This is a genomic window from Brucella sp., from assembly GCF_032066345.1.
In the GTDB taxonomy this organism is placed as follows: Bacteria; Pseudomonadota; Alphaproteobacteria; order Rhizobiales; family Rhizobiaceae; genus Brucella; species Brucella pseudogrignonensis.
On the sequence record NZ_DAMBKZ010000007.1, the window covers coordinates 199540 to 216972 of the forward strand.

Sequence of the window (17433 nt, forward strand, 5' to 3'; positions counted from 1 at the left end):
TGGTCGTGCCACTTTCAGCACCCAGTGTCCCATTGCCGGAAACAGCCAGCGTGCCGCTCGTCACGGTTGTGCCACCGGTATGTGTGTTTTTACCCGTAAGAATAACTGTGCCGTCTCCGCCCGAGGAACTGTCAGCAAACGTTATTTTGCCGGCTTGCGCTGAATTGGCATCCGAGAATTCGCCCGTAAAGGTGTTATTGTTACCATTTGCGTCGAGCGTGTTGGTTGCTGAAGAATCAAGCGTAAAGTCATTTGAGTATGTCTTATCATTCTCGTTTGCAACTAACGTCCCGCCAGTAAAAACAGGATTTACACTGTCTCCCAATTTACTGGCATCATATTCCGTTCCCGCACCCGCAATATCTGTTGCTGTTCCTGGAACGATAATCCCGCCATCAGCTGTTATAGTGAACTTTCCCTGGCTGATCGCAGACCCTGCCGGCGTCCAGTTCGCAGAAAGACCAGAGGTCGATGCGTATCCAAATGTGTAAGTTCCTGGTTGAAGATCGAGGAATTCGGCATACTGAAAATTATAAACGCCGCTCGGATGCGGTGTATCTGTCAAGGTCTGTCCATCAGAACTTGCGTAAAAATAATTCTGCCCGAGGATAAGGCCTTCCGGCATGTTACCGTTGGTATAAGGTCCGGGGTACATCACAAAATTCTGGGTTCCGACTTCACTTTCATCTTTGGAAAGTTTCGCAGCTCCTTCTGCCGCGATTGTACCGGTGTGCCAACTGCCATAGACAATTCGGGCAGTATAGAGACCATCTGAGCTACCGGGGGAAAGTATATATCCCAGAGAATCGGTGTGTGCATGCGCGGCCATTGGCGCAGCCATTAAACCCAGAGTTACCAATCCAACCTTGTTGAAATACCTGTATTGCTGATTAAAACTTGCAACAGAGGCGAGAATATTGATTGAAACAGAGGCGAGCAAACTCGTCCTGCGTCGTTTCGCTCCACTCAGGTCCTCGCCACAAGCGATTGCATCCCGACCAATCAGGAAATTTTCGATATTTGAAGACATTTTTTCCCCACCGCCGCACAGAAGAATGCTAGCTAAAAATTACTGTAACTTCTCGTGTAGCGGGCTGTTACCAAGGGAACAATACTTGCGAATGTAACGAAAGTTGCTCAATGTAACGAAATGCAACGAATAGTGTAGGATTCTGGTTACACGTCACTTAGAATCTAACTATTTAGCCTTCGTGGGATAAGCATTCGAATTTGAGTTCCGTGAGATGGAGCGCTTTCTGACTCGATGGTCCCGCGATGTATGGCCACAATTTTGGACACAAGGTATAACCCCAAGCCAGAACCTTCAACTGTATCCGCGTTACTGCCTCTGGTAAATTTGTTAAATATATCGGGCAGTTCATCAGTAAGAATACCTTTTCCCTCATCTGAAACTTCGATCACCACGTCCTGTTCTCGTGAGAACACTGATAGCTGGATCACTGGCACTTCACCCGTGACGCTATATTTAACAGAATTATCGACTAAATTGGTCAAAGCGAGGTCAAGCATGCCTGGGTCTGCTTTAATTTCAGCATCCCCAAGTTCTTCGCTTATAATCAAATGGATCTCCGCACCGTGCATATCAGCAACGCGTCGATGAGATTTTCGAATAAACTCGCCAACGTGAATAATTCTCATTTTTGGCTTGTAAGATGGTCCCTGAATCCGACTCCGAACTAAATTTGCTTCTAGTAAGTCGATCAGTCTGACAATTGAGCGTCGAATGCGGGATATGCGTGTGCGGTTCTCCACGTCGTTTACTGGCAATGCCAATTCAATACTGTCTACGCTTGAACGAATTGCGGCGAGCGGTGTTCTGTATTGATGTGAAACCACTTCCAAAAATCTTATCTGAGATGTTTGAGACTGAATTTCGGCGCGCAATGCATTCTCCGCAGTGGTTCGCGCTTCCACAAGCTCTTTCGTTCTTTCCTCGACAAGCATCCCGGCCAAGCGCTCTGCTGATCTCGCCTGCCTCAGGGCGTCTTTGTGCATTTTGTGGTTCTTAATTTCCAAATCACGCAATCTGACGGCGAGTGAACCCGTGAGCAAAAGTGTCTGGACAAGGATGGCCGCTCCATAGGCATGTAAAGTCCAGTTTGGAAGCCCTTGTATACCGAGCCTTTGAAGCATTGTGAGAGTAGCACCAACTCCCATGCTGCAGAACGCAGCGGTTCGCAATTTACTAGCAGTTCCCTCTTTATTAACTAAATATAAACTGCACAAAACAGTTACAAATACACCGCTAATACTCAAAATCGATCCGAAGGGACCAAACACAACAGTATTGCCGGTTAGAGCAAAGCCAACACCAACAAGGCCACAAAAAGCGGTAAACAAGTAGAAAAAGCGTACTTTCGGTGCGTAACGCCTGAGGTTAAGTATTTTCATATATGCGAGAGCGCTTGCTGCTAGTCCCGCCCACGCACTAAACCCTATAAATGCATCATTGCCTGCACCCCATCGACTGAATAAATATATATGACTTAAACCGAGATTACCGAAGTAAATCATTATGACGCCCAGAGTGCTAAGCGCGAGCAGTGGATATTCCGACTTACGTGAAAAGAAATAAAAAACAAGCTGCGTAAGCAGCAAGATAAACATTCCTCCAAACCATGTCCCATATAAAAGTCCCCGTGTCGCAGAATACTGACTACTTTTCTCTAGAAGTCCCAGATTCAGGCTTAACTGAGTGGCAGAGTTCAGATTAACGACATGAACATAAACGGTAGTGATTTTTCCCGGAGCATGCGATACTGCAACGGCAGGATCAATGCCGGATATGCCATTATTCAGCAAGGGGCGATGATCACCTGTTTCAAATTTAACAAAGTCGGAAACGTCTTGGTCAAACCCAGGCCTCCCCACATAAACATCGACAAAATCGAGGTAATTCGGCGAAATCGATAAAACGCCCTCGCCCTGCGTTACGCTCGGAATAGACAATTTTAGCCATAGCGCAGCTTCTAAGAAGCCACTGTTAAACGTCGATCCGGCAATCGGCATGAACTCGCCGGCGAATTCGCCTCGAAGAATATCCTCGAATTGCACATTAAAACTTCTGTCAATCAGAACAGAAACACTACCAGGTAGTTGAGGCTCTTTGTCCATTTCTTGTGCAGCGAGCTTGCTTGTACCAGTAAAGTGCACTAGCAATAAAAGGAGAATAGAACCTAAAAGACTCCTAAGAGAAGCAACCGGCATCATAATTTTGGTCTTATTAACGTTCAGTTGTTGATCTCTAATGCTCCCCATTGCCTTGCCCATCGAAGCTCCCGAACTTTCATCTGAAAAAATTAAATCGTCAAACTGATACACGCGAATGAACCTATCCGCACCAGATAAACCACCCCTTCAAATTATTCTCGTAGAGGATGACTTCGATTTGAGGCAAAGTCTCGCAGATTATCTGAGGCTACGGGAAATGATCGTGACAGAAGCAGCCTCGGGACTGGAGTTTTACAAAGAACTAAACAAAGGAACCTTTGATGTGGCGGTTGTCGACATTAATCTTCCCGACACCACCGGATACGAAATAGTCCGAGAGCTTTCATCGCTCAATTCCATTGGAATCATTATGTTGACAGCCCGTACCGCACGCCAGGATCGAGTGGATGGGTATAGTACGGGCGCTGACTTGTACATGACTAAGCCCGTCGATGGCGAGGAACTAGGACTGGCTATTACTAATCTGGCAAAGAGAACTCGCGCAAACAAAAAGATTGTTAGCACAAATAAAGACGATACACTCCGGTTTAATCGTCATGAGCGAGCTGTTTACAATTCGGACAACCAAAAGGTACTACTTTCAGTCAGAGAATCGTTGATCTTTGATTATCTAACATTGAACTCCGAGAGGACGGTTAAAAGAGATGAGATCAGTAAACTATTATTCGATGACACTATAAAGCCGGAGAGCAGAAGCCTCGATGCAGCATTAGCACGTCTACGTTTTAAATTTAAGAATTCAGGAATTCGCTTTCCCATTCAAATTGTACATGGTTTGGGAATAAAGATAGACAAAACTGTCATTTTTTAGATCAGGACTATTATTCAATTTGCTCCTCTCGACGTGCTCCCGTTAATTAGGCCATTCAGAACTGGAATTTCCAGTTATGTTCCCTTATCTGCGAGAAGGAAACTCCCGTGAAAGCATCGAAGTTTTGAGGTGCGCAGATTGGCATTACGGTCACCATACTTAGATGGCCTGAAATCGTTAATTTGGCAGCTCGGTGCAATCCAGCTTGGTTTTGGTCACGTGGACAACTGAAATAAGGCGCTTCCAATGAAACTGGAGCGCACGGACGGAAAGATGGAGGCTTAGCCGAGAATGCAAGCTTGAGGTGGAGACTTGGGGCCGCCGCGATTCCGAAGGACCCGATCTGTAGTTCGCGTCCATTGCGAAGCACCTGTCAATCGGCGTTTAAAGGGACCCTTATTGGTGTCCCAAAAGGTGTCCGTCTCCTACTTGATGATTTCGCGGTCGAAACTGACGCGGTTATCGGACAGGAATCAGCTCATGGAGACCAAGTGAACCAAGTTTCGTCCGTCGTTCCTGATCCCGGCCGGACTGATTGCTTAACGTCCGGACGAGGAAAACGTGATTATCATTTTTTCCGAGCTGAATGCCGCGGATCGACGTTTCTGCCCTTTTATGCAACCGAACGTCAGATCCTGCTCATCGCGGCTACGTTCGGATAGTTGCTGCTTTGCCTTGCAGCGGCACCAAAGTCCAACTGGGAATATCAGCAAGGCGCTTTATCTGTGAAATGACACTTTTTCGTCGACGGATATTCGTCGAAAGGTTTGGAGAGCTTATCATTCCGGAGCGCAGCCATTGGAGCTGACGCTGTATGAACCGTTTTGAAGCCTAATATGTATTTCTCTTCCACTTGATGAGCCTATGATCATGCGGTCAGCAACATGGCAACCGCAACAATGGACGCAAGCGAGATCACACCCCAATAATATTCCCTGCGGAGTACCCCAACAGTCACCAGGCAAAGGCGGTATTATTGCTTCGTCAGTGCTTCAAAAGAACCGCAACGGTCTGCAACTGTCATTCCAGTTCCCTGTGCGATGGCTTCCATCGAAACGCTAGAGCTGCCGTCAAAGCTGTTTCCCTTTGCACCCTCCGCTTCGTACTCGTCCCCTTCCGTGGTGCTAGCAGATGTGGGCAAAATGCTTACGATATTCTGATAAGTCTTGATAGTATCGTCGTTCAGGTGGCCCTGCTCAACACAATACTTGATCAGGCCGAGCTGGTTTCTCGAATTGTTGTACAATTGTTGGGTTTCATCCGCAGAAGCAACCGATGCCACGATCATGAGCGATACAGTTGCTGCCGAGTAAAGTGCTAGGTGACAGTTTTTCATCGTATTTCCATTCTATGGCGATTATTCGCCGGCCTTGTTTTTCGCCATCATGCGGCCAAGCGTTACTTGCGATTTGTACTGCTCACAAACTGCTTTCACATCGACATCGTTTGCCGCAGCAAGGTCTTCGAGGGACTGCTCGTCACCCTGAAGATAGGAAATGCCTTCACGACCCTTTTGGACATGAAGCTCGGCTTCAGGCGAAGGGGCAACTTCGCCAAAAATTGCGACTGTTCCAACGTGGAAAAACTCTTCGGAATCGGACTCAAGAAACCCGTGTGCGATGCAATATGCGACAATGCCCTGATCATTTTGGCGTTCCAAATAGGCTTCGTCGGCGCTGGTTTGAGATAAGGCCGATATGGAAGATAACAATAGAATTGTTAAAGTAGAAATTGCACGAGATAGGGTTGTACGCGCCAATTCAGATCACCTAAGATTGATTTATATTTATATTACCGGCTCAATTACACTTAATAGTGCCAAGTCACGAGCCTCAACATCATCGACATTGGTATAAGGCTTCCAATTTATAGTCAAAACACCAGCATTCATGTTTACACCATCTTTGTAATTGCTCGATGGTGCGCTCGTTTCATCATAGTGGATGACGATCGTTTTAAGTCCGTCTTTGAGCGCGGCTCTCCCAATTTCAGTTGCTGTGATTGCTCCAATTGCCTGAAGTATCGGGTCAATTATTGGCTTACGCAGATAGTCATCGTCTGCATATGAATCTGCAAGGCCAGGTAAGGCTAAGCTTTTGCTATCGAGATTGATGGTAACCGGAAATCCGGCAAGATCCTGAATTTCTAACTCGTATTTCGGCCAGATATCCGTTGAATAGGCCGCAATGGCGCGACGCTCAGCAAGACCTAAGTTTTGGGCAAGCGCTGCAACAGGTGCAGACGAACAGAAAATGCCAACCAATGCCACACAAAACAGTTTCTTCAAGATATACTCTTTTCGCGGTTTATTCGTAAGTTTTGGATATTTTCGGCCAAATAATGCGCGAGTTGTTATCATTCTGGGGTTTGTTTGGAACCATCCAATTGCAGTTAGTGGCTCAGACCAATTCTTCTCCTAAAACTCGTTTAAGGCAGTCAGAATTTTGCGATTCCGTGAGGTGTTGCTTATAAAAAATTGCGATAATTGTAAAATTGGTCTGGTATGATCGGCTTTATTGGAGGGAAACTATCCATCCAATATTGGCTAAAGGCTTCGTCAACCCGTGGATAAATTTCTGCGCGAATAAGGGAGACTTGCCAATGACCAAACCAACATTCAACGATAGTGATGTGCGATTTTCGGAGGAAATTAAAGTCCGTGCTGTGGGACCAGCGGATAAAACACACTGGAAAAAACTCTATCGAGCCTATGCCGCTTTCTACAAGGTACCCATGAATGACGATATACTTGATCGCACATGGGCCTGGTTGCAAGACGCATCGCATCCAGTGGAAGGGCTGGTGGCTCAAGCAGGCGAAAGCATTATCGGTTTTGCCCACTACTGGCCTCAACCAAGGCCTTTGCAAGGCCAATATGCTGGGTTTCTTGATGACCTTTTTGTCGATCCATCTCACCGCAGTCGCGGTGTTGGGCGTATGCTTATTGGGGCGCTCAGCGATATTGCAAGCATGCGCGGCTGGACGATGCTGAGTTGGGTGACTGCGCAGGACAATGTAACTGCGCGTCGTCTTTATGACGACATTGCAAAAGCAGCCAACTGGGTCACTTACGAGCGTTCATTTTGATGATTTTCCAGCCTGCGGCGTTAATACGCTGCAGGCTTTTACACGTAGCTAAAACTTTTTGGGTTTAACTACATTTTAATGACGGAACGACCTTAAGTGTGTGGAATATCTTTTCAAGTTTCCTGACCGCGATCTCGAGTTCGATCGGCGTATAAGCTGCGAAACCGAGCAGAAACCCAGCTTCGCCTTCACCTGTGGCATGGAGTGCTGATAGCCCTAACAGCTCAATTTGAGAACGACGAGCGGCTTCCAAAACCATTTGCTCGGAGATGTCGCATGTCAATAGGCACGGCATTTGCAAGCCCCCCACCGGAACGCGCGGCTCGACAAATCCCGCAAGATGTTTGCGAACCAAACTGCTCAATATTTCAAGGCGCTGGGCATAGATACCGCGCATGGTGCGAATATAGGCTCCGAAATGTCCGCCTTCTATAAAGCGGGCAAGCGTATATTGTGAAAGGGACGCGGTATGGCCATCGAGAAGCGTGCGGGCCGTGGTCATCGGTTTGACCAGCTGTTCCGGCAAAACTACATAGCCTATTCGTAGCCCCGGAAAGAGCGACTTTGTAAAAGTGCCGATATATATGGTTCTTTGATGCTGATCGAGGCCTTGCATACAGGCGGTAGGCCGACCTGCATAATGAAACTCACTGTCGTAATCATCCTCTATTATCCATCCCCGATGACGTTTTGCCCATTCAATCAATGTAAGCCGACGGTCCAGGGCCAAGGTCGATCCCGTCGGGAATTGGTGTGAGGGCGTGAGGAACACAGCGCGTGCCGGATGGGGGTCATTAAGGATTGGCTCGACGTTTACTCCTTGCTGATCCACCGCAACGGGCACGCAATTCAACCCAGCAGCATCAAATGCCTTGCGGGCTCCATAATAGGCAGGATCTTCGATATAGATGCGCTCACCCGGATCAAACAAAACATTCGCACAGAGCGTCAGGGCCTGTTGCGACGATGTGAGGATTAGCACGCAATCCGCAGTGGCACGCGCGCCACGCTCGAGATTGATGTAATCAGCTATCGCTTGCCGCAAGGCTTGAACACCTTGCGGATCTCCATGCAAAAGCATTTGCTGTCCGATCTCTTTGAGAACTTGTCTTTGCAAACGCTCCCAAAGCGCGAGCGGAAAATTTCGTGTTTCGGGTATGCCAGGAGCAAAAGCACGCGGGGCCAAGCTCTCGCGCACGCCACCGCTGTGAATCATCGCATTGCCACGCTTGCTGAGTTCAGGCGACTGATCTTTCAGCTCTGTATTATATCGTGCGCGCCGATGACCAAGTGAAAGTTCTGGAATCTGTGCCACGAAGCTACCGCTGCCGACGCGACGGTCGATGAAGCCTTCTGCATGAAGCTGCGCATAAGCTGCTTCAACCGTATCGCGTGAGACACCGAGTGACTTCGAGAGCACGCGCGACGCCGGCAATGGTTTTCCGCGGCTGAGTGTTCCGTCCACGATGAGTTGTCGGATCGCACGTTGAATGCGCGCATGGAGTGGCATCGCCGTATGCGCTGGGTGATTGAGCCATGCTTTTACAGATTCGAGTTGCGAGTGCTTGAACAAATGGACGGTATCTCTTGCTGTAATCGAGGGGCATATCAGGCAACTGTGCGTGTAAAAGTCAAGCCGTTCTATTGACCTCTCGGAGAAGCCTTCCGCACGCACCGCTACAGCTGCTCGGATAGATGATATATTACACCCTGTTGTTGCGTAATTGATCACAGTTATCGTCAATTATGGCGGCACGCTTATTCTCTTTTTCAGGCTGCCGCGTAGCCAATCTTAAGCCAGATTTGACAGCATCTGGGTCTGGTCGATTTCGATTGGTGTCGGGCTTTCTGGTTTGCTGCTGAGCTGATGTTATCCTGAACCAATCATAACGGCATAATCCACGCCAGCCGCACCTTTCCTCATCACTGCGCGTCACAACATCTCGCCTGGCCTTATTGGATGCTTTGAAGAAGCTATCCGGTTGATACCACCTGGCATAACTTCACGATTGCTTGCAGGTATATCATTGCAATTCGGGATAGGTGCATTCAAAAGTATGAGCGTCGATCCCGTTTTGGTTAGAACTCCGCTCGCTTCCTATGTCGTTTTAAAGCGCGTTTCCGCACTATACGCAGTCTTTGGTGTTATGAAGATTGGGCTTTTTCTCTTTCTGATGCAGGGGCATGTTGACCTGTCTAACCTGCAGTTGAAATTGGCTGCTCCAGTTTTTTAGCATGCAGGATTTTAGCCTAAAAGCCACGCTCAGTGTCGCACTGCTGCGGTCAATACATCCCCGGTATGTTGGCGCTGCGAAATGATCGGTCTCAGACACGTTCTAATCCTATCGTGACCGGCATAGGTTCGCTTATTATGGAACCATTTCGCATTTACCTCTTCAACATTGCAGCAATTACCGCAGTCATTGCCACAGAATGACAAGCGCATGAAGATCCGTCAGAATGCTGGATGCCGGTATAGCTGCAGGTTGCTTTCATATCTGGTGGGGGTTTTTGGTGTAACACTCCCGGCAGTATCTAGGGGCTTCCTTGCGAACCCTTGCGGGGCTTACATCGTCGCGATGCAATCGGGCTGTTTGACAACGAATGGCAGCAATTGCTGTCGTCTTATTTTCCTGAGCAACCCAAGTCATATTGTAATGTTGCTAGAATGGACGCCCCTCAGACGGCCGTGATGTTGCAGATTCGATGCGCTGAGTACTATTCAGGAGGATGGGCCACAACCCTGCCGCCTGGATAGCGGCGACATCACGGCGAATTCCTTGCCCAGAGTATCTGGCTCGTTGCCCCTGGCCTCTCTGCCCTCACTGATCTGGCGCCGCTACGGCATTGCATCTGAGAATGGCGAACAGAAGACGTGCTAATTCCCCAACAACCTGGACCGTTGGTGCACACCTGGACAGATAAGAAGGAAGCTCAGAGTCCGGCTGTCGAGTTGACCTGATTTCTCACCCAAAAGCCACGCACACGAACGACGAGAAGGCGGGCAGGTCGGCTTCCACATATTCTCTTTCGAGCCTTGCTCACGATTCACTCGCGTTACGGCCCATTGGATTGCTCAACCGCCCAGTCCACCTTATTCACGTGGCTTCAGCGCGTCCAGTGACCCGACAAAGCCGCTCATCCGCTACCAAATCTATCAACGACTATCTGGTCAGCCCCCTCTCCCCCTGAGGGCACGCTGGTTGGTCTAGTCTAGCTTCCGTTTCTACCTCACTATCTGATGCGGGTTCCACGGTTCAGATAGAAGCAAGCTAGAGATTGCGACACGTCCTTTACGATTGAACACGTCTTAACAAGTTTGTTACTTTAGCAATCTGTATATCCAGAATGGCTCTCCCTGCTCGACCAACTCTTTGAGTTTAGCGGGTGGCAGGCCGGTAACCCGCCGAACCTCCCTCCCAAGATGGGATTGATCGGAAAATCCGCTCTCTGCCGCGACAGCTGCAAAGTTGCAGCGTTCCCCATTTGGCAACTTGCCGCCATGTGAGAACGCAGTTTCAGCGCGGGCGTAGAGTTGAAGGTCTCTTAGACTCTGCCCTGTCCAGTATTTGACGAAACGCTGTGCCGACCTTCGCCCGGTTATCCCGGCAACCTATGCACTCCGCGTGGCCAGCCGTGCCAGCCAGCTTCGGATATCGGAATGTTGCTGCGCGGGTTCTTCATCCCAAAGGCAGTTCAGCAAATCCCGAACTTGTGCGAACGGGTCCCGGCCCAATTGGACGGTCGCCAGATGACCCAATCTACCCACGGATATCACTTTTTCTAGCGGAAGAACGGTGCCGACGTATTGTTCGATCTTCGACCCGAGCAGACGGGCCAAAGCTTCTGGATAAAAGCTTATGGTCAGCACGCGAATTTCCCCGGGAGACCAACTCACCGAGGGTTTTCTTGTCGGACCCGATAAAATGGCGTTGGGAAGCGGGTTTCCAAGGGTTGAAACATCCTTTGCAGAACTTTCGACCATGTGCAATTGGCCGTCCAGTATCCAGGTCATGGAAGGGAATGGCGTAGCCGGAAAATAGTTGAACCGGTCCGCATCGCTCAAATGAACACCGCGCGTATCGCGCTCCACTGCGAGAAAAACGCAATTACCGAGACGGTGCCCGGGGCTATGCAGTGTGGCGTATTCAACTCGTCTCATCAATCGTGTCGTTTCGGTTCTATACGTCTCTACCTCTTCTGCTCCATACGGATTGAATAACCGGACTATTAACGAGGCAGTCAATGACGCTCAAGCAACAATTGTTTCAACGCTTCCCTCTCGACGGCTCCGTTTTCGTTGCTGGCGAGAAGTTAACAACTCCATATCACATTTACGACGGAACGATGCTATCGCTTGGAGGTACCGTAGACGGCGAGGTCGCTACCAGATTTCTGAAAGCTGAAGATCTTAAGCCTGTGCTGGACACAAACGGTCGTGCAATAGCCGCCATATGGATTTGCGATTTCATCAAAGCCAATCTTGATACTCATCACGAGCTGCAAATCTCTCTTTTCGCGACTCGTTGCCAAGTGAAACCGGTGCGAGCGAATGAGTTCTCCTTCTATAGCGCTCTTAAAGACATCCCGGGTCTCGTGATGGTCTGTCATGGTTTGTGGAACAACACGGAACGCGTCGTTCGATACAACCAAGAACATCTGTTGCTCAACGCACGCCTCACGAAGAGCAAGTTGGATTTCTCAGGCGACAACTGGACCTTTGAGTTCCGGGATGTGGATGGCGGGTTGATTGCAGACGGGTCGGTACCGGCCATACGACGCCAGCCAGCGCGTGTGAGGTGGAAAATCGAGAGGCAGATGGGCGTTCGCGGACTGCTAAATTACCTGAGAACACCTTTTTTCAGGGTGACCGTTATGAACACAAGACGCCAGAATGAAGGCCGCAATCATGTTTGCGCGACATATACAACTTGCAAAACCCCCCTTATAAGGTATTCCACCAATCAAGACCTGGTCTTTATCAAAGAGCCCCGCTACGCAGAACTCGGCTTCAGGATCAGCTTCGTGCAAGTGCTGAACGATATTGGGTTTATCTTCATGCGACCAACGTCGTTTTGAGAAGTCAGGTTACCCCAGCCGAGCGAAACACCGAAGTGAGGATTACAAAACCTTGTCCAGCAGAATGAATTACTATCGCGTGGCACCAGAAGCGATGAACGCGATGATAGCTCTCGAGGAGGCTACCCAAAGCCTCTCAATTCCGCAGTCCATACGTGAAATCGTGAAAATGCGTGTGTCACAGATCAACGGTTGCGCATATTGTCTCAACCTTCATGCTACGGAAGCGCGCACCGCAGGAATATCGCAGCAAAAGCTCGACGTATTGGCTGCGTGGAGGGAAAGCCCCGCTTTCGATGAAAAAGAGCGTGCTGCACTTGCTTGGGCCGAAGCGCTGACACGCCTGGATACATCAGGCGCATCGGATCCCGATTACAGCAAATTGGCCGCAGCTTTCAGCGAGCGTGAAATGGTGGAACTTACCCTTGTCATCACAACAATTAGTGCATGGAACCGCTTTGCTGTTGGTTTCCGGTCACAACATCCTGTTGATCAGCCATGACACCTTATGCGTCTAAGAGATACTATAACGTCCTCATCGCGGATCCTGCCCAAGCGGTAGCAGTTGATCATACGAATCCCCCATTCCCCAAGGGTTTCGCATTCATCCACGCCCTGATCTTATTTGCGATCTTCCACAATTTGGGAATTTGGAAGGTAATTTGATTGTCTTTGAGTGGTAATGTGGAAGAAGCCAATGTCACGACGCTTGTTCAACGCAAGAGCCTTTTATTACGTCATTATCAAAAACAACAGTCGGCACTCACGACTATTATGAAAAAAAACAATGACACCTTTGCTGCACTGACCTATCACGCGCGCGCAACTTTATCTTTGATCGTCGTTCTAAGTTAAAGGGGTTTAGAGCTTTTAAGGATGGAATGGAGCAAGAGGCTGGCTTTGCGATCCATTCGCCTCATGGTAAAAGGTGCTGTTGCAAACTTCAACAAGCGCATTTGACCTTATTTGCCCAGCTACACTTCGCTGACGCTGGTCAACCAAATGCGTGTTACTGCCCTTGTCCATGATCTCAGCGCAACCCCATCCAAGTGCCTTGGATTTAAAAAAACGTTGGAGTATTCGCCTCCCTTTTGCGCGACGCAGCATGATCAGATACTATACATTGGAAAGACGCCCCTGGACCAGCTTTCCAAGCCGACGACGAATTATCCAGTCGAATGACTGGATAGCCCATAAGCCAGTTTGGGATTAAATTCAGACCACGAGCCTAGCCCCATTGTCGTAACATTCGATACAGCGCTCAACCCTGTTGCAATGAGAAAATCAGTGTAACGTCCAAAAGTAGCTCTTGTATCGGATCGAATAAAATGACCGCTTAATCCTTTCATGAGAGAACCGGTTAGCGAAATTGCATCGTCATCAGTGAAAGCTATTACGGGACCGATTAAATACCCTCTGCCAAACTGTCTCCGCATAGAGAAACCGACTATTTTTCCTCCACGATCAACAACACGAACTTCAGATATACCAGCAAGATAACGCAGAAGATGTCCTCGATCAGCAGCATAAGCCTCCGCATCGCAATTGCAGATTCCTTTAAGATCGTTCTTATCTGCAAGACGGCACGTCACTTTAAAATCTGGCAGATCGATGATGTATCCTTGATACTGAAAAACATAACTGGCTTTGCTGGCACCTATAGATTGATAGGAGTTAATTGAATTATTACAAGCATTGAGGAACGTGGGCTTTCCACCTGTTTTTTTGACAATATGTCGAATTAACCGCCCTTCTAGTCCTGAGTTTTCAAGTTTCGGATGCGCGATAGTCATACCTATGGAAAACTTTTCGTCACCAAAAGCGAAGTACATTGCGGAGCCGTGAATTCTATCAATCTGATCGATAGCTACAACACCGTTTCCTAGGGCCAAATTAGTAGCCCAGTCTCGCTTTCTCTGTGGCCAGCCGACACTTGCCGAAAGAGCTTGCAGTCCATAAAGGTGTTGCGGTTCTATGCATACAAGTGAAAGTTCATAGCTATCGAGGCTCTTTTTTTGAGAATAATTGGCCATGAAATCTACCTGAACTGCGAAATGCTCCGTGGGTAGCAAGATTTTAACCCACGCCTTTTTAGGAGGCAATCGAATTTATGTATGCGACTTGGCTTCGAAACACGTCGGTTAGAGAAATTGGGACAACGACGCCTGCGGAGCCGATGACCTGCTACCGTGAAGCACCCATTGAGGGCTCGGATCGGCGGCCAAATGCGGTGAGCAAAGCCGCACCAATCAAGCCTGATGTCAGTGAAGCTAGCAGAATGCCGATTTTCACGTGATCTTGCACGTATGGATCGTCGAATGCCAGCGACCCGATAAACAGAGACATGGTGAAACCCATCCCGCACAAGAGTGCTACGCCGGTCATCTGTCCCCAGCTCGCTTGTGCAGGAAGCTTGGCGAGTTTGAATTTTACCAGACTGCAACCGTGCCAAGGACGCCGACCAGTTTTCCGAGCAACAGCCCGGCGGCGACACCCACGGCCAGCGGCTCGGTAACGACCGACATGGATACCCCGGCAAACGAGACGCCCGCATTGGCAAACCCGAAGATCGGCACGATGACAAACGCCACTGGTTTGTGAAGATGGTGCTCCAGTTTATGGAGAGGAGATTCTGCATGAGTGGCTTCCGGAGTGCCCGGCGTGAATTTCAGCGGAACCGTCAGCGCCAGTACGACACCCGCAAGCATAGCATGGACTCAAAATGAGAATACCAGAACCCAGAGCACTGCACCCAGTACGATGTAGGGCCACAATGCATTCACGCCCAAGCGGTTAAAGATTATCAAGTTGCCGACGACAATAGCCACCCCCGCTAGTGCCAGAAGGTTGAGGTCGGCGGTATAGAACAGAGCAATGACGATGACTGCGCCTAGATCATCGATGATAGCCAGCGCGGCAAGAAATATTTTCAGCGATGACGGAACTCGTTTCCCGAGCAGCGACAGAACGCCGCGCGCAAACGCGATGTCGGTCGCCGTCGGAACCGCCCATCCCCTGAGCGCGGACTAATCGTTGCAGTTAAAGTAGATATAGAACACCGCTGGAAACACCATCCCTCCGGCGGCGGCGGTTCCCGGAAGGATACGTCTGCTCCAGCTCGAGGGCCGCGATAAAGTGTGGCAATGGAAACAATTTGATGTTGAAACCGGCTGCGCCGAGCTGAAACGCAAATGCGCGATGATAATTGCCGGTTGCTTCAAATGCGACACGGACGGGGCGCTGAAAACTACGCAGCAGTTTGATCAGGCGCTCAAACTCATCAAGAGTGTTCAGCACGCTAACCCGACGACAACGCTTTTTGTCCGGTACTTCGATAAGCACCTCATGGCGTCCTTTCGATATATCAATCGCTACCAGTAATGGGGTAGACGCTGTGATATTGCACTCGATCATAGCGTGCGGTGCACCCGTTGCAGTGTGGCTTTGCAGAAACACTGTGAGACCTGAGGCTGGCTGTGGCCAACCTGCTCACGCAATTTGAAAGGCGTCACAAATGGCCCTAGCCTAAAAACTGACGTTATTCCGGAGATGTTACGGCCCGGAATATGACAGTGGCAAGGTGATGGAATGGGCTGAGAAGCAGGGGATTGCTTTTAGCTACATCCAGCCAGACAAGCCCAGCAGAATGCTTATTTCGAACGATACAACTGCACGGTTCGGCATGAATGGTTAGACCAGCACATCGTCGAAACCATTGAGGACCCCCGAGAGTTTTCCACGCAGTGGTTATGGACGTAAAACAACGAACGGCCCAATATTGGCATCGGCATCACACCCGCACAGAAACTAAAAATGGCTGCTTAAATTCTACTGTCGCACCCCGTTAAAAATGGCTATGCGATTCACACAATTCCCGCCGATATTCGTGCACCGTATTTCATCTCATAGTAACGCCTGAGGCCACGTGCGAGCGTTGCAGGACCGGGCTTGCCGTAGTAGCCGGTCCAGGCACCAAGCCTTGCGATGACCCAGGTAGCAAAAGCCAAGGTGTTCGGCGGATGAGGATTTTTCTGGCGCGTGGTTGGAGCCTCGCCTTCGTAGTCCTTGCAGATGGCGAGAAGCAAACGCCTGTCATCGGGATCAAAGGCATCAGCGAGTGTCTGACCGGAAGGATTGTCACGGGCGCGCAGCATCTGGGTGACCGTGACTGCTGCAATGGCTGCAAGGGCAGTGAAGTTCATGAAGGCTTTCGGATCGCTCATCCTGGCATCTTCTATCTTGAACCCTGCTGACTTCAGTGTGCGGAAGTATTCTTCAATGATCCAGCGTTTACGGTAAAAATCCAGCATAAGGTGCGCGGCACCGAAGTCTTCAATTTCATGGCTGGTGAGCAAGCGCCAGTGGATGGGCTCCACGCCTCTCGCAGCATCAACTTCACAGATATCAACCAGATGAAGCTCGACCGTCTCAGGCAGACGCTTGAGGTCAGGACTTGGCATGCCGCGTTGCGGTCGCTTAATCCTCACAGGACCAAACCGCAACACCAGGTGCGCCTGGCGGGCGGGCCTGCCCGGACTGGCCGGGATCGTGACGCTTATACGTCCGGCCTCCGGTAAGCTGGCAGCATAGTCAAACAGTTTCTGGCCATTACCAAGGTTGCGGTTGGAGCTGGCCCGGATCAGAACATGCACATTCTCGGGTTTAAGAGCAAAATTCTCATAGAGATCGCTTTCACGGTCTGAAACAACCGTGATGCGCGAAGCCTTGGCCAATACTTCGCTGACCCGTCTTGCGCCATGGAGCCATTTCCGGGATTCTTTTTGGTCCAGAGGCCTGCGGGCATGATGTAAATCACTGCGCTTGCTGCGGTTCCAAACCGCAATGTCAGCAAGGCCAATCAACTCACCACTCATTGCATCGACCGCCAGCACAGGATGCAGCAGAACCCCGCCCAGAAAGCCGCCACGACCGACCGGTCCAAAGCCTGCCTTGCGCAGCTTCGGCCCGCCCAGCACAATCTCGCTGGTGTCTTGGATAGCCAGAATATCGCGGCCTGCGACACGCTCCCCAGTTCTATTGCCTTCCGCTTCGCTCAACGCAGCAACTGTCACCGAGGGATTGCGTAAAAAGCGCCCAAAGCCGACCTCACCGCGCCGATGACCTTTGGCAAGCTCATGAATACAGGAACCGGGCCGGGCCACCAACGCCTCATGGCACCAGGCCCCCTTTTTTCCAAGCGCAGA

General features: G+C 49.8%; 14 protein-coding genes and 3 pseudogenes. 6 read left to right on the forward strand and 11 right to left on the reverse strand.

Annotated features, from left to right (window positions below; all coding sequences use genetic code 11):
• Together RT142_RS11475 and RT142_RS11480 are read right to left on the reverse strand one after the other, a co-directional pair.
• The coding region (locus tag RT142_RS11475) for an autotransporter-associated beta strand repeat-containing protein (RefSeq protein WP_313028685.1) at positions 1-1030 on the reverse strand (1030 nt) is incomplete at its 3' end.
• A 164-nt stretch (positions 1031-1194) separates the two neighbouring features.
• Complete coding sequence (locus tag RT142_RS11480) at positions 1195-3342, reverse strand: ATP-binding protein (protein ID WP_313028686.1); 2148 nt, start codon at positions 3340-3342, stop codon at positions 1195-1197.
• Positions 3343-3346: 4 nt separating this feature from the next.
• On the opposite strand from RT142_RS11480, the gene RT142_RS11485 reads away from it, so the two are divergent.
• A complete protein-coding gene (locus RT142_RS11485; RefSeq protein ID WP_171380411.1) occupies positions 3347-4063 on the forward strand; it encodes a response regulator transcription factor in 717 nt (238 codons plus the stop codon).
• 973 nt (positions 4064-5036) lie between these two features.
• On the opposite strand, the gene RT142_RS11490 is transcribed toward RT142_RS11485, so the two are convergent.
• Genes RT142_RS11490 through RT142_RS11500 form a run of 3 tightly spaced genes read right to left on the reverse strand, consistent with a single transcriptional unit; the run spans position 5037 to position 6350 of the window.
• Positions 5037-5399, reverse strand: coding sequence for a hypothetical protein (locus RT142_RS11490; protein ID WP_171380410.1), 363 nt, complete (start codon positions 5397-5399; stop codon positions 5037-5039).
• Between the two features lie 21 nt (positions 5400-5420).
• Positions 5421-5822, reverse strand: coding sequence for a hypothetical protein (locus tag RT142_RS11495; RefSeq protein WP_235819070.1), 402 nt, complete (start codon positions 5820-5822; stop codon positions 5421-5423).
• A gap of 27 nt (positions 5823-5849) precedes the next feature.
• Positions 5850-6350 carry a hypothetical protein gene (locus tag RT142_RS11500; RefSeq protein WP_235972542.1) on the reverse strand — a complete coding sequence of 167 codons (501 nt, stop codon included), beginning with the start codon at positions 6348-6350 and terminating at the stop codon, positions 5850-5852.
• A 314-nt stretch (positions 6351-6664) separates the two neighbouring features.
• On the opposite strand from RT142_RS11500, the gene RT142_RS11505 reads away from it, so the two are divergent.
• Entirely contained in the window at positions 6665-7150 is a 486-nt protein-coding gene (locus RT142_RS11505) for a GNAT family N-acetyltransferase (protein ID WP_007881841.1), read from the forward strand.
• A 64-nt stretch (positions 7151-7214) separates the two neighbouring features.
• Here the strand turns inward: RT142_RS11505 and RT142_RS11510 are convergent, their stop codons facing one another.
• Positions 7215-8723, reverse strand: coding sequence for a PLP-dependent aminotransferase family protein (locus RT142_RS11510; protein ID WP_171380409.1), 1509 nt, complete (start codon positions 8721-8723; stop codon positions 7215-7217).
• A 349-nt stretch (positions 8724-9072) separates the two neighbouring features.
• Here RT142_RS11510 and RT142_RS11515 point away from each other — a divergent pair, with 349 nt between their 5' ends.
• On the forward strand, positions 9073-9384 hold the full coding sequence (locus RT142_RS11515; RefSeq protein ID WP_313028714.1) for a benzoate/H(+) symporter BenE family transporter: 312 nt from the start codon (positions 9073-9075) through the stop codon (positions 9382-9384).
• A gap of 1379 nt (positions 9385-10763) precedes the next feature.
• Here the strand turns inward: RT142_RS11515 and RT142_RS11520 are convergent.
• Positions 10764-11312, reverse strand: a complete 549-nt coding sequence (locus RT142_RS11520; protein WP_171380408.1) for a hypothetical protein — start codon at positions 11310-11312, stop codon at positions 10764-10766.
• 83 nt (positions 11313-11395) lie between these two features.
• On the opposite strand from RT142_RS11520, the gene RT142_RS11525 reads away from it, so the two are divergent.
• On the forward strand, positions 11396-12229 hold the full coding sequence (locus RT142_RS11525) for a hypothetical protein (RefSeq protein ID WP_313028690.1): 834 nt from the start codon (positions 11396-11398) through the stop codon (positions 12227-12229).
• A 52-nt stretch (positions 12230-12281) separates the two neighbouring features.
• Complete coding sequence (locus RT142_RS11530) at positions 12282-12731, forward strand: carboxymuconolactone decarboxylase family protein (protein WP_171380406.1); 450 nt, start codon at positions 12282-12284, stop codon at positions 12729-12731.
• A gap of 664 nt (positions 12732-13395) precedes the next feature.
• Here RT142_RS11530 and RT142_RS11535 read toward each other — a convergent pair.
• From RT142_RS11535 to RT142_RS11545, 3 genes and pseudogenes are all read right to left on the reverse strand, one after another.
• A complete protein-coding gene (locus RT142_RS11535; RefSeq protein ID WP_171380405.1) occupies positions 13396-14262 on the reverse strand; it encodes a hypothetical protein in 867 nt (288 codons plus the stop codon).
• 151 nt (positions 14263-14413) lie between these two features.
• A pseudogene (nhaA, locus tag RT142_RS11540) lies at positions 14414-15351 on the reverse strand (Na+/H+ antiporter NhaA); the annotation flags it as partial.
• A gap of 28 nt (positions 15352-15379) precedes the next feature.
• Positions 15380-15643: pseudogene (locus tag RT142_RS11545) on the reverse strand (transposase); the annotation flags it as partial.
• 142 nt (positions 15644-15785) lie between these two features.
• On the opposite strand from RT142_RS11545, the pseudogene RT142_RS11550 reads away from it, so the two are divergent.
• Positions 15786-16054 (forward strand): annotated as a pseudogene (locus RT142_RS11550) (integrase core domain-containing protein); the annotation flags it as partial.
• Positions 16055-16092: 38 nt separating this feature from the next.
• Here RT142_RS11550 and RT142_RS11555 read toward each other — a convergent pair.
• Entirely contained in the window at positions 16093-17391 is a 1299-nt protein-coding gene (locus RT142_RS11555; RefSeq protein WP_235972541.1) for an IS4 family transposase, read from the reverse strand.
• Between the last annotated feature and the right edge of the window lie 42 nt (positions 17392-17433).

What these genes read in the sequence shown, in the direction of transcription:
- RT142_RS11485 (WP_171380411.1), top strand. Translation starts at nt 3,347, where the DNA reads ATGAACCTATCCGCACCAGATAAACCACCCCTTCAAATTATTCTCGTA.
- RT142_RS11520 (WP_171380408.1), bottom strand. Translation starts at nt 11,312, where the DNA reads ATGAGACGAGTTGAATACGCCACACTGCATAGCCCCGGGCACCGTCTC.
- RT142_RS11525 (WP_313028690.1), top strand. Translation starts at nt 11,396, where the DNA reads ATGACGCTCAAGCAACAATTGTTTCAACGCTTCCCTCTCGACGGCTCC.
- RT142_RS11505 (WP_007881841.1), top strand. Translation starts at nt 6,665, where the DNA reads ATGACCAAACCAACATTCAACGATAGTGATGTGCGATTTTCGGAGGAA.
- RT142_RS11490 (WP_171380410.1), bottom strand. Translation starts at nt 5,399, where the DNA reads ATGAAAAACTGTCACCTAGCACTTTACTCGGCAGCAACTGTATCGCTC.
- RT142_RS11535 (WP_171380405.1), bottom strand. Translation starts at nt 14,262, where the DNA reads ATGGCCAATTATTCTCAAAAAAAGAGCCTCGATAGCTATGAACTTTCA.